The organism is Variovorax gracilis, assembly GCF_030317115.1.
Taxonomy (GTDB): domain Bacteria; phylum Pseudomonadota; class Gammaproteobacteria; order Burkholderiales; family Burkholderiaceae_C; genus Variovorax; species Variovorax gracilis.
In genome coordinates, this window is the sequence record NZ_JASZYF010000001.1 from 1046428 (window position 1) to 1059075 (window position 12648).

The window sequence follows — 12648 nt, forward strand, 5'->3', positions numbered from 1 at the left end:
GTGGTCCTCAGTCTGCGTTGGCGTCGACGTGCAAGCTCACCGGCAAGGCGTCCTGCACGGCGCAGGCCATCGGCGAACTGCGGTAGCTTTCCTCGACCAGCGCTCGCAGCAGGTCGGCCGCAACGCCGCGGGCCGAGATCCGTACGTGCATCTGCATGTCGCAGGGTCCGGCATACACCGGCTCGTCATCCGGGCCGGCCATGCCGAGGAGGCCGCGCAGGTCCGAGCGGCTGCTGGCGCGAACCTCGAGCGATGTGAGTTCGATCCCCTTCGCGGCGGCGGCCATGGCAACGCAGGTGGCCGTGCACGACGCCCAGCCCGCTCGCAGCATCCAGCCCGGCGAAACCCGGTCGCCGCTGCCGCCGACTTCCGCGGGCATGTCGGTCTCGACCTGCGTGCCGTTTGCGTGGCTGGAGACGACCCGCAGGCCATCGCTCCACCGTGCCGTGGCCGGCGCGTCGTCGTGGAGGCCGGCCTCGGGACGCCGCTGCAACACCGATTCCACGCGCTGGCATGCCGCCGCGATGTCTGCTGCTGCCATGAGTTGCTCTCCATACGGGCTGGATGCCTGCCATTCTGGGCTCGCCGCGCCTTCGCGCCAACGTGCGATACGACCTATGCCGGTTGGCCGGGAGGCTCTCGCGCGGCACCCGCGGACGATCGGACAGGCATCGCCGACGCACAGGCAGGACAGGGACCCGCCCTGCGCGCGACAGTGGGGCCTCATTCACAAGGAGCCTCGAGAGATGAACGCACCCATTGATTTCAGCGCCGTGAAGACCCGCCAGATGGCAGCCTGGGCGAGCGGCGACTACGCCGTGATCGGCACCACGCTTCAACTCGTCGGCGAGCAATTGGCGGAAGCCTGTGACATCCGCTGGGATGAAAGCGTGCTCGATGTCGCCGCCGGCAACGGCAATGCCACGCTGGCCGCGGCACGGCGCGGCGCCCGCGTGACCTCGACGGACTACGTGGGCAGCCTGCTCGAACGCGGCGCCGAGCGGGCGAAGGCGGAACACCTGCAAGTGACATTCCTGGAAGCCGACGCCGAAGCGCTGCCCTTCGAGAAGGCGAGCTTCGACGTCGTGTTGTCGACATTCGGCGTGATGTTTTCGCCAGATCAGGCCAAGGCCGCCGCCGAGATGGCGCGGGTGTGCCGCTCCGGCGGCCGGATCGGCCTGGCCAACTGGACGCCGGAAGGCTTCATCGGACAGATGTTCAAGACGCTCGGTCGCCATCTGCCGCCGCCAGCGGGGGTCCAGCCACCCTCGCTGTGGGGCGTGGAATCCCACCTGCACAAGCTCTTCGGCGACGAAGCGGCCGCCATCGCGGTGACACCGCGACAGTTCAACTTCCGCTACCGCTCGGCTGCCCATTTCATCGAAGTCTTCCGCGACTGGTACGGGCCGGTGCACAAGGCCTTCGCGGCCCTGCCTGCCGACGGCGCGGCCGCGCTGGAAAAGGACCTGACCGAGTTGCTGAACCGCTTGAACCGCGCCGGCGCCGAATCGCTGGTCGTGCCCAGCGACTACCTGGAAATAGTGGTCACGCGGCGCTGAACCCGCCGCTGCGGGCCGAGCCCGTCAACGACCGCGATCGCGGAAGTAGGCGGGCGTCTGGCCGGTCCACTTCTTGAAGGCCTTGCGGAAGTTCGACACATCGGAGAAGCCGCTGCGATCGGCGATCTCGTCGACAGACAGGTCCGTGCGCTCGAGGAACTCGATGGCAAGCCGCTCGCGGATGCCGTCGATGATGGCCTGGTAACTGGTGCCCGCGTCGACCAGGCGGCGGTGCAGCGTACGCGTCGACAGATGCAGCTGCTCGGCCATCTGCTCGGCACGCGGCAGGTCGTCCATCCGGTTCAGGCACGCCTCCTTGATCGTCTTCACCAGCGCATGCTCCTGGCCGATGTCTTCGAGCATGCGGGCACAGAAACTCGCGCACACATCCGCGGTGATCGGGTTGGCGTTGGGCAGCGGCAAGCTCAGCATCGCCGCATCGAATTCCCATTGCATGACGCCCGCGTCGAACTCCACGGGACACAGCATCACCTCTTCGTAACGCGCCGCGTACGACGGCGCCGGATAGGGCAGCAGGAGCCGGCGGCTCTCGTAGGGCCGCTCCAGAACGCGGCAGACCAGGGCATGGATCGAGCTGAACCAGAACTCCGTCGCCAGCGGAAGCAGCGGCCCCAGCGCCATGACGTCGTGCCCCTCGAAAATGGCCACGTCGCCCTCGACCCGAAAGCGCTTTTCAAGTACGGGCCCGGCCAGCCGCACGTGCTGGATGCCGAAGGTGACCGCATCGGCCATGGTCGCGCTGGTCAGCACCGCGTAGCCGAAGACGCCGAAATCCGAGATGCGCTGGCGCTGCCCCGCGATCAGGCCGATCGCCGGTTCGGGGCTCATGCGCATCACGTTGCCGAACAGCGCGATCTTCTGCCGGTGCGAGATGCGCGCCTCCGGATCGGCGATGGCTTCCGGGGCGATGCCCGTTCCCGCGAACAGGACGTCGGCACCGACGCCGAGGTCCGCCAGCGCATCGACCAGCGCCGCCAGCCCCAGCATGCTGTGCGTCGGCGCATCCAGGTCGCTTCCGTAGCGGCTCACGATGCGCGGCGCAGCCGGTCTGCTGGCGGGGGCTTCTCTTGGCACGGTGATCGGAACAGTCTTGGGGGCGGATGTCTTGGCAGATTTTCACCCGAATGTGTCGAACTTGAACCTAGGCGTTCCCCCGGGGAAGCCCTAAATTCGAAGGCGCGGCGCGGCGCTCCCTCGATCGGACCGCGAAGACCCAGGAGACACGTTTGAACGACACCACAGACATGCGGCATGCAGCCGCAGCCGCGGCGAACGAGCGCGTGCTGCGCATCTTTGCCGCGCAACAAGCGGCTTTCGGCCAGCAGCCCTACCCCGGCGTCGATGAGCGACGGGCGCGCCTCAAGACCCTGAAGAACCAGGTCCAGCGTTACCAGGACGTGCTGGCCGAGGCCATGAGCAAGGACTTCAGCTTCCGCTCCGAAGCCGAATCGAAGATGCTCGACATGCTGGGTTCGATGCTTGAACTCAACCACGCGATCTCGCATGTGCGCCGCTGGATGAAGCGCAGCCGCCGCTCGACGGAGTTGCTCTTCCTCAGCAACCGCGTCGAGGTGCGCTACCAGCCCAAGGGCGTGGTCGGCGTGATCGTGCCGTGGAACTTCCCGATCTACCTGGCGCTGGGTCCGCTCACGGCGGCGCTCACGGCGGGCAACCGGGTGATGATCAAGATGCCGGAGGTCACGCCAGCGACCAATGCGGCGCTCAAGGCCCTGCTGGGCGAAGTGTTCCCCGAGGACCTTGTCGCCGTGGTGGGGGAGGAGCTTCCCGACCCCAACGTCTTCACCTCGCTGCCCTTCAATCACATCGTGTTCACCGGCTCGCCAGCCGTGGGCCGCATCGTGATGCGCACCGCGGCGGACAACCTGACGCCGGTCACGCTCGAACTCGGCGGAAAGTCCCCGGCGCTGGTCACGCGCAACTACCCGGTGGGCGATGCGGCCACCCGCATCACCCACGGCAAGTCGGCCAACTGCGGGCAGATCTGCGTATCGCCCGATTACGCGCTGGTGCCGCGCGAAAGAGTCGACGATTTCATCGCGGGCGTGCGGCGCACCTTCGGCCGCTTCTACGACAACCGCACCGACGGCAACGCGAACTACACCGCCGTGGTGAACGACCGGCAATTCCAGCGCGTGCAGTCGTTGCTGGACGACGCCCGCGCCAAGGGCGCCAGGGTCGAAGCGTGCGCTCCCCTGCCTGCCGGCAAAGGACGCCAGATGCCCCTGCACATCGTGACGGGCATGACGCCCGACATGCGGGTGATGCAGGAGGAGCTGTTCGGCCCCATCCTGCCCGTTGTGCCCTACGACACGATGGAAGACGCCATTGCCTTCATCAACGAACGCCCTCGCCCGCTGGCCCTGTACTGCTTCAGCCACGACGGCGGCGAGCGCGACGAGTTGCTGCGCCGCACGCACTCGGGCGGCGTTGCCGTCAACGACTGGGGCTGGCAGGTGGTGAACCACGATGCGCCCTTCGGCGGCATCGGCAATTCAGGCATGGGCACCTACCACGGCGAGGAAGGCTTCCGCGAGCTGTCGCATGCGAAGACCGTGTTTCAGCGCCAGCGCTTCTTTCCGATCGACCTCTTCTACCCGCCCTACGGATCATTCGTCCAGCGACTGGCGCTGAAGTTCTTCCTCGGCCATGGCGACCCCAGGCTGACGGCATCGCGCACCACACCGGCAACCAGAAAAGATTGAGCATGAGCATCGAGGAATTCGACTACGTCGTCGTAGGGGGCGGCTCGGCCGGCTGCGTCGTGGCGTCGCGCCTGAGCGAGGACCGCGACGTGACGGTCTGCCTGCTGGAAGCCGGCCCCACGGACAGCAGCGTGTTCATCCACGCGCCCGCCGGCGTCGTGACCATGCTGCCGCTCCCTAACAAGAACTGGGCCTTCAAGACCGTGCCGCAGAAGGGACTCAACGGGCGCCGGGGCTACCAGCCGCGCGGCAAGGTGCTGGGTGGCTCGAGTTCGACCAACGCGATGCTCTACGTGCGGGGCCATCGCTGGGACTACGACCACTGGTCCTCGCTCGGCAATCCGGGCTGGTCGTACGAGGAGGTGCTGCCTTATTTCAAGCGCGCCGAGCACAACGAGACCCATGGCCCATGCAGCTACCACGGCACGGGCGGCCCGCTCAACGTCGCGGAGCTTCGCAGCCCCAGCGCGTTGAACAAGGCCTTCCTGGCGGCGGCGGCGATGAAGGGCGTGCCCAACGTGGCCGACTACAACGGCGCCGAGCAGTTCGGCTCCTTCATGTACCAGGTCACGCAGAAGAACGGCGAACGCTGCAGCGCGGCCAAGGGCTACATCACGCCCAACCTGTCGCGCCCGAACCTGGTGGTGAAGACGAACGCGCCGAGCTTGCGCATCGACTTCGATGGCCGGCGCGCGCAAGGCGTCACCTACTCGGCGAACGGCGCCGAGAAGCAGGTGCGCGCACGGCGCGAGGTGATCCTTTCGTCCGGCGCCTTCGGCTCGCCCCAATTGCTGATGCTCTCGGGTATCGGGCCCGGTGCGGCCTTGCAGCGGATGGGCATACGGCTGGTGCAAGACCTGCAAGGCGTCGGCGAGAACCTGCAGGATCACATCGACCATGTACAGACCTATCGCGCCCGCAGCGATTCACCGACCTTCGGGCTCTCCCTGCGCGGCGGCCTGAAGGTGGCCCGCGCGATACCGGAGTGGAAGAAGCACCGCACCGGGCTCGTCACCACCAACTTTGCCGAGTCCGGCGCATTCGTGCGCTCATCGCCCGACGTGTCCGTTCCGGACCTGCAGATGGTCTTCGTGGTGGCCATCGTCGACGACCACAGCCGCAAGCTGCACATGGGCCACGGCTACTCTTGCCACATCGAAGTGCTGCGCCCGCACAGCCGCGGCAGCGTGAAGCTGGCGAGCCGCGATCCGCATGCCGCACCGCTGATCGACCCGAAGTTCCTGGACGACGAGCGCGACCTCGACCTGCTGGTCAAGGGCGTGCAGATGCAGATGGACATCCTGCAAGCGAGCCCCTTCGACGCCTATCGCGGAAAGATGCTCTACCCCGTCGATCGCAACGACACAGCCGCCATCGCGGACGACATCCGCAACCGCGCCGACACGCAATACCACCCTGTGGGCACCTGCAAGATGGGCGTGGCGAGCGATGCAACGTCGGTGGTCGACGAGCGGCTTCGCGTGCACGGCGTCGAGCGCCTGCGTGTGGTCGACGCATCGATCATGCCGACCCTTTGCGGCGGCAACACCAACGCACCGACCATCATGATCGGCGAGAAGGCCGCGGACATGATCCGCGCCGACAGGCGGGCCTGATCGCACCGCGGTCGGCAATCCATTCAAGAACGCAGAGAAAACACCCGTGAAAACCAGCACCCGCGGCGTCGTCGCCGCCCTCATCGCATCCGCCTTCGCATCGGGCCCCGGGGCCTTCGCACAAGTGCACGACGGCCCGGTCTCCGCGCCGAAGCCCGCGACTGCGGCAACCGAGCGCGCCAACCAGGCCGTCGCCCGAAGCATGGCGTTCAATGACCGGCGCGACTTCGAGGACGCCACGCGCGGCCTGATCGCGACCCTGCCCGACCCCCTGGTGAAGACAGCCGAGGGCAAGCTGGTGTGGGACGCGAACCGGTTCGACTTCGTCAAGGGCGACGCGCCCGCCACGGTGAACCCCAGTCTCTGGCGGCAGGAAAAGCTCAACAACGCCCGCGGACTCTTCAAGGTCACGGACGGCATCTACCAGATTCGCGGCTACGACATCGCCAACATCACGCTGGTAGAGGGCAAGACCGGCTGGATCGTGATCGACACGATGCTCACCGCCGAGATCGCACGCGCCACCATGGCCTTTGCCATGGAGAAGCTCGGCAGCAAGAAGCCCGTGGTCGCGGTGATCTACACGCACAGCCACGCCGACCATTACGGCGGCGTGCGCGGCGTGATCAACGAGGCCGACGTGCAGGCCGGCAAGGTCAAGGTCATCGCGCCAGAAGGCTTCATGGACAGCGCCGTGGCGGAGAACGTGCTCGCCGGAAACGCCATGACCCGCCGCGCGACCTACCAGTTCGGCGCAGGGCTGGACGCCAACGAACGCCAAGGCGTGGGCAGCGGCCTGGGCAAGGCGCTCAGCAGCGGCACCATCGGCCTGATTCCGCCGACCGACCTCGTCAGCAAGACCGGCCAGGAGATGACCGTCGACGGCGTGCGCATCGTGTTCCAGATGGCACAGGGTTCCGAGGCGCCTTCGGAGATGATGTTCTATTTCCCGGACAAGAAGGCGCTCTGCCTCTCCGAGGTGCTGACCAAGCACATGCACAACGTGTACACCATCCGCGGCGCGAAGATGCGCGACGCGCTCGCGTGGAGCAAGTACGCCAACGAGACCATGGACCTGTACCCGGACGTGGAGGTCGCCTTCGCGAGCCACCACTGGCCGACCTGGGGCGGAGACAACATCCGCCAGTACATGGCGAACCAGCGCGACACCTACCGCTTCATCCACGACCAGGCCATCAACATGGCCAACAAGGGCCAGACGATGGACGAGATCGGCGACGCCGGGTTCTTCCCCAAGGGCCTGGCAACGGACGCGAGTTCGCGCGGCTACTACGGCACTCTCAGCCACAACCTGCGCGCGGTCTACAACTTCTACCTCGGCTACTACGACGCCAATCCGGCCAGCCTGAACAAGCTGCCGCCGACCGAGACGGCCAAACGCTATGTCGCGGCAATGGGCGGCGAGGCCGCCGTTCTGGCCACCGCGCGCAAGGCCTTCGACGCGGGCGACTACCGCTGGGTGGCCGAGCTGGTGAACCACGTCGTCTTCGCCAACCCGGACAGCGCCGTGGCGCGCGCGCTGCAGGCCGACACGCTCGAGCAGCTCGGCTACCAGGCGGAGGCAGGCACATGGCGCAATGCGTACCTCGTGGCCGCGAAGGAGCTGCGTGACGGCAACCTCAAGCCGCCGACCTCGACCCAGGGCCCCGACGTCGTGCGCGGCATGGACCAGGAACTGCTGTTCGACTACATCGCGCTTCGCCTCAACCACGAGAAGACGGACGGCATGAAGGCGGCGATCAGCATGGAGTTCACGGACCTCAACCAGACCTGGGCGCTCGAACTCTCGAACTCGGTGCTCAACAACACCAAGGGCCGCATCCTCAAGAATCCTGACGTCAAGCTCACGCTGACTCGCCCGGCGTTCCTGGCCATGCTGTTGCAGGGCAAGAAGCTGCCCGATCTGGTCCAGGCCGGCATGGTGAAGGTCGAAGGCGACCCCAAGGTGCTCGCCGCCGTCTTCGCGAACGTCGAGACCTTCGACCCCTACTTCAACATCGTCACGCCCTGAGCCTTCATTTGGCCGGTGGCGCACGCCACCGGTCCTTCGGCACCAGGACCGGCGCGTCGGGCTGCGTCACGAAGTTCGGCGACATGATCTGCACGCCGTATTCGTTGAAGACGTCCTGGATGTTGGCGTGCAACGCGGAGAGCACATCGAACTTGAACGCGCCGACCCGCATGAAGACGTTGAGCTCGTACTCCACGTAGAAGTCCTGCAGCCGGATCTGCCGCACGGTCGGCTCGGGCACTTCGAGAAGGTCCGGCGTGCGCTTCGCGGCCATCTCGAGCATGGCATGGACCTGGCGCCATGGAGAGTCGTAGCCGATGGTCACCGAGGTCGACAGCGACACGCCGGGCGCCTTCCGGGTATCGCTCTGGTTGACGATGCGCGTGCCGATGACCACCGAGTTCGGCAATGTGATCTCCTGGTCCAGGCGCGTGCGCAGCTTGGTCGAGAGCGCGCCGAGGTCCACGACGTAGCCTTCCGAATCGCCGATCTGCACCCAGTCGCCCGCGCGGAGGGCGCGCGAATAGATCAGCACGAAGCCTGCCATCACCTGCGACACCAGGCCCGAGGAGCCCAGCGTCACCAGCACGCCGAAGAAGACGCTGACACCCTTGAACGCATCCGTTTCGGACCCCGGCAGGTACGGATAGGCGACCACCAGCGCGAAGACCCACACGAGCCCGGCGGTGACCCGTCGCGTGGCGCCGATGGTGTCCGCCTGGAACGCCACTGACGTGACGCCGCGAGACCTCGCCGCGTCGAACATCGCATGCAGGCCCCTCACGCTGAGGTGCGCGATCAGGAAGATGACGGCGACCGTGGCCAGATCGGGAAGCGCGTGCAGCACGGCCAGCAAGACGCGGCCCGCGAGCCGGATCAGCGAACTTCCCAGCGTATCGCCCCAGGGCTGCGTATAGGGAAATCGGGTCAGCGTGAAAGCCAGCCAGATGTAGACCGCCACGAGGCCGAAGGCGATCTTGATCCAATGGATCACGTGGGCCACAACGGATACCAGGATGCGCCGCCAGTCGAGCAAGGGGCGATTCGACGCACGTTCGCGCACCGCCAGCGTCCGCTTGGCGATCAGGCGCGCAATGCGTTGCAGCGCGACGATCACGAGTACGAGGATCAGCGTCGCAAGCGCAGTCCACGCGACGGCGATGCCGAACTGTCGCGCGCTTCCCTGCTCCCAGCGCGCCAGCAAGGCTTCGTGCAACCGCCGGGCGGCGTTCGCCGAGACCTGCGCGAGCGGCGGATCGCCAGGCTCCAGATCACCGGGAAACAGGGAGAACAGCGCCTCGCCCTCGATCATCACGGCGTACCCCGGCGTGCCTTCGTGCGTGAAGCTCGACACCTCGATGGGCGACCTGAGGAGCGACGTCGGCAGATTCCCGATGCGCTCGACCGCGCGGGCCGCCCGTTGCTGCGGAGAAAGCCCGAAGGCCGGCACGCGAAACACGAACACCGGGCGATTCGCCACCGTCAGCGTTGCGCCCGGCGGATGGGCTTCATCGGAATGCGCGACGCCGCCGATCAGCATCAGCGCAGTGGCGACGGTCCACAGGATGAGGAACCGCCCCAGGGCTTCGGCGAGTCGAGGAACGCTCAAGTGTTGCTTCCTGAAACGCCTGATGATGCACATCCGCCACGGTCGCGCAAGTGCACTTTGGTGATGGAAAGCCGCTAGTTGATGACGACCGAGAGCGTCGTGCCAGGCGGCACGCGAACCGTCTCGCTATAGGTGCCCGCCACGTTCGAGCGAACCGCCGGGAAGCTCGCCAGCTTCTCCAGCTTGGCCGGCACCGCCTGCGGCAGGGCCCGGTTGCCTCGGCCGAGGGTCAGCGGGTCGATCGCCGGCAGGCTGAAGCCGCCCTCGCTGCGGGCCGGCATGCTGTATTCGACGATGCCGGCGTTCAGGGGAACGACGCCCGCCGATGCCGCGGTGAAGCGGCGCATTTCCTGCCCGATGCCGGAATCCGGCCGCTGCGACTTGATCGCGCTGTCGAGGATGCCGGCCGAGTCCTTGATGCCCGCGCTCGTCAGCAGCGCCTTGTAGAAGGCCAGTCCGAGCTGGCGATTCAGGAAGCCGCCGAAGGAGCCGGTCAGCGCATAGCTCTCGCACGGCTTCCACGCGGTCAGGGTGCAGCTGTAGCTGTCGGCGTCGCGCAGGTAGTTGGGATAGCGCGAGTCGCGAATGGCGTTGTGGCTCGGGTCGATCGACAGGCTTGCCCAGTCCTCCATCATCATCGCGGACATCTCCTCCAGCCATGGTTCGAAGCTGTAGGCCGAGCCCATCTTCACGCCGCGGCGGTAGAAGTTCTGCATGTGCATGCCCTCATGCACCATGACCGTCGCCATCTGTTTCACGCCGCCCGCGCCGTCGAGGTAGAGGGACTCGGAGTCCAGGTACAGGCCCAGTGACTCGTTGCTGTAGGCCAGGTCGCCGCTGCCCTTGACGAAGTTGTTCAAGGCCCAGAAGTAGCCCACGAGGCCATAGGGCCGGCTGTTGCGGTCGAAGTTCACGAAGAAGATGTCGACGGGCTGGTTGCCGCCCGGCAGCAGGCCACCCACGTCGTGATCGCCCCAGAGCGGGCCGCCGGTCCGCACGAGCATGTCGTAGACGCCGCCAGCTCCGGCAAACTTGTCCACCATGCGGTTGGCCATGTCGGCTGTGACGCGCGACGAACCGAGTTCTTCGGACTCGACCCACAGGTTCACGGCCGTGCCGTCGCTCGTGCTGCGCTGCGCAACGAGCCTCACGGTGCGCTTCGAATAGTCATACAGGTAGATGTCGCGCTGGTCGCTGGGCACGTACGCCGCCAGCGGCACGGTCGACTTGGCGACCGCGGCAGGTGGCTTGGACGCAGGGTCCAGCAGTCTGGCGAAACCCGAGCGGTTGAACTCGCTGATCGCGTCCCTGGCCAGCGCGACCTCGTCCTTCGCCAGGACCGTCGCCTTGTTCGCCATGAGGCCTTGCTCGGTCGTGGAACGCAGCACGAGTCCGGGGAGCGGCACTTCCGCATCACTTTCGTTCGTCAGCACGAGCGTCACCGTCTGGCCGTTGAGGCCGGAGATGGACAACGGAATGTCCACCGGCACCTTCGATGCATTGGCGCCTTGCCAGATCCCGGTGCCCGACCCCGAGTAGGTGTTGTCGTCGAGTGCGCTGCACGATGCGCACGATGCCTTGACGGCGTTGTCCCCCGCCGGCGCAGAAGCCTTGGGGGACGGGGCCGGCGCGGCCGAACCTCCGCCTCCGCCGCCCCCGCCGCACGCGGACAGGGCCAGTGCCACCGCCACCAGTGCGCTCAGGCCGGACACCGATTCGAATCGCGTTTTGCCGCGCATCTTCTTCTCCTGATTCCATGTGTTCAGCGACACGTGAAATCGGAAGCCGGTCGCGCGTCGCACAGCCCGGACGAACGCAGGAAAAGTCGGCGTTCGGGAATCCGGGTTGCATGCGGATATCGGCAGATGCGGCGAAAAATTAAGAGCGGCGTCACGCGGCAAAGGCCGGCCACGCGCCGCTCGCGCGGCGGTCGGGAGCCGTCAGTACACGCCGAGCGCAAGCCCCGCTGCCAGCGCAGCGCCGAGTTCGCGGCACTGCGCGAGATCGTCGACACCGATCGTCTTGGGCTGCGCGATCGCCTCCGGTGTCTGCGCATGGGTGCACACGATCAATGCGGGTGCGACGCTGCGCAGCCGCCAGCCGGTCGCAATGCGGTCGATCTGCCGGACGGCGTTCTGGCCGTCACTGCCGGCACACACCAGCGTGGCGTAGGGCCGGCCGTTCACGCGGTCGAGCGCGGCGTAGTAGCAGCGGTCGAAGAAGTCCTTCATCAGGCCCGCTATCGCGGCGAGGTTCTCGGGCGTGGCGAACACATAGCCGTCGGCGCCGAGCACGTCGTCGGGCTGCGCCTCCGGCGCACGCAGCAAACGCACACGCACGCCGGGCTCGTCACGCGCGCCTTCGGCGGCAGCCTGCGCCATCTGTGCAGTGCCGCCGGTCATCGTGTGATAGACCACGAGCAGCGTCTTGGGAGTCATGCCGCCCAGCATAGCGGCCCGGCCCGTGATCGACGCATTGATCGAGCGAGCCGGGAAATGAAGACAGCCGCCGGCATCGGGGAACCGCCCGTGATGGGCGGGCGCCAAGGCGACCCCTACCAGCGCCGGCGGACTGACCTCGGAAATGTATGCCTGGAACCTGAGTCCAGACTGAACTGGCGCTGCGCAAACGTGCGAAATTGCCGCGCGAGGTCGATCAATTGAGTCGCAATGGAAAAAGCCGTTGCAGGTCAGTGACATGCAACGGCTTTTCGCTTTTCTGGCGGAGTGGACGGGACTCGAACCCGCGACCCCCGGCGTGACAGGCCGGTATTCTAACCAACTGAACTACCACTCCTGGTAGACAACGTTCGCTCCATATGGAGCCAAGTGCTGCGACTTGTGCCCGCTTCACCAAGCGGTGAAAACTGGCGACCCTACGGGGATTCGAACCCCGGTAGCCACCGTGAAAGGGTGGTGTCCTAGGCCTCTAGACGATAGGGTCAAAACCTTAGGAACCGCGCTGCGATCAGCGCTTGTTACTTCTACTCGACAACCTTGGTGGAGGTAAGCGGGATCGAACCGCTGACCTCTTGCATGCCATGCAAGCGCTCTCCCAGCTGAGCTATACCCCCGTGTGGGTGTCGAGC

9 protein-coding genes and 3 tRNA genes are annotated in these 12648 nt (G+C 66.5%); 4 read left to right on the forward strand and 8 right to left on the reverse strand.

What is annotated here, in order from left to right:
* Window positions 1–7: 7 nt before the first annotated feature.
* Window positions 8–541, reverse strand: coding sequence for an OsmC family protein (locus QTH97_RS05015; RefSeq protein WP_286566952.1), 534 nt, complete (start codon window positions 539–541; stop codon window positions 8–10).
* Window positions 542–746: 205 nt separating this feature from the next.
* On the opposite strand from QTH97_RS05015, the gene QTH97_RS05020 reads away from it, so the two are divergent.
* Window positions 747–1559 (forward strand): class I SAM-dependent methyltransferase, encoded by an 813-nt coding sequence (locus QTH97_RS05020; protein WP_286566953.1) that lies wholly within the window; start codon window positions 747–749, stop codon window positions 1557–1559.
* A 24-nt stretch (window positions 1560–1583) separates the two neighbouring features.
* Here QTH97_RS05020 and QTH97_RS05025 read toward each other — a convergent pair whose 3' ends face one another.
* Entirely contained in the window at window positions 1584–2609 is a 1026-nt protein-coding gene (locus QTH97_RS05025) for an AraC family transcriptional regulator (protein ID WP_286566954.1), read from the reverse strand.
* A 197-nt stretch (window positions 2610–2806) separates the two neighbouring features.
* Between QTH97_RS05025 and QTH97_RS05030 the strand changes: the two genes are divergently transcribed.
* The 3 genes from QTH97_RS05030 to QTH97_RS05040 are packed head-to-tail and all read left to right on the forward strand — an operon-like array spanning window position 2807 to window position 7951.
* Window positions 2807–4303 carry a coniferyl aldehyde dehydrogenase gene (locus tag QTH97_RS05030; protein ID WP_286566955.1) on the forward strand — a complete coding sequence of 499 codons (1497 nt, stop codon included), beginning with the start codon at window positions 2807–2809 and terminating at the stop codon, window positions 4301–4303.
* A 2-nt stretch (window positions 4304–4305) separates the two neighbouring features.
* Entirely contained in the window at window positions 4306–5919 is a 1614-nt protein-coding gene (locus QTH97_RS05035; protein WP_286566956.1) for a GMC family oxidoreductase, read from the forward strand.
* A 46-nt stretch (window positions 5920–5965) separates the two neighbouring features.
* Window positions 5966–7951, forward strand: coding sequence for an alkyl/aryl-sulfatase (locus QTH97_RS05040; protein ID WP_286566957.1), 1986 nt, complete (start codon window positions 5966–5968; stop codon window positions 7949–7951).
* Window positions 7952–7955: 4 nt separating this feature from the next.
* Here QTH97_RS05040 and QTH97_RS05045 read toward each other — a convergent pair whose 3' ends face one another.
* From QTH97_RS05045 to QTH97_RS05070, 6 genes are all read right to left on the reverse strand, one after another.
* A complete protein-coding gene (locus QTH97_RS05045) occupies window positions 7956–9560 on the reverse strand; it encodes a mechanosensitive ion channel family protein (RefSeq protein WP_286566958.1) in 1605 nt (534 codons plus the stop codon).
* 74 nt (window positions 9561–9634) lie between these two features.
* Complete coding sequence (locus tag QTH97_RS05050) at window positions 9635–11299, reverse strand: M30 family zinc metallopeptidase (protein ID WP_286566959.1); 1665 nt, start codon at window positions 11297–11299, stop codon at window positions 9635–9637.
* A 201-nt stretch (window positions 11300–11500) separates the two neighbouring features.
* A complete protein-coding gene (locus tag QTH97_RS05055; protein WP_286566960.1) occupies window positions 11501–11998 on the reverse strand; it encodes a flavodoxin family protein in 498 nt (165 codons plus the stop codon).
* A gap of 281 nt (window positions 11999–12279) precedes the next feature.
* Window positions 12280–12356 (reverse strand) — tRNA-Asp (locus QTH97_RS05060).
* A gap of 71 nt (window positions 12357–12427) precedes the next feature.
* Window positions 12428–12503: transfer RNA gene (locus tag QTH97_RS05065), tRNA-Glu, on the reverse strand.
* 54 nt (window positions 12504–12557) lie between these two features.
* Window positions 12558–12633: transfer RNA gene (locus QTH97_RS05070), tRNA-Ala, on the reverse strand.
* Window positions 12634–12648: the final 15 nt, after the last annotated feature.

Coding starts and splice junctions, on each gene's coding strand:
- QTH97_RS05050 (WP_286566959.1), bottom strand. CDS start 11,299: ATGCGCGGCAAAACGCGATTCGAATCGGTGTCCGGCCTGAGCGCACTG.
- QTH97_RS05035 (WP_286566956.1), top strand. CDS start 4,306: ATGAGCATCGAGGAATTCGACTACGTCGTCGTAGGGGGCGGCTCGGCC.
- QTH97_RS05055 (WP_286566960.1), bottom strand. CDS start 11,998: ATGACTCCCAAGACGCTGCTCGTGGTCTATCACACGATGACCGGCGGC.
- QTH97_RS05015 (WP_286566952.1), bottom strand. CDS start 541: ATGGCAGCAGCAGACATCGCGGCGGCATGCCAGCGCGTGGAATCGGTG.
- QTH97_RS05020 (WP_286566953.1), top strand. CDS start 747: ATGAACGCACCCATTGATTTCAGCGCCGTGAAGACCCGCCAGATGGCA.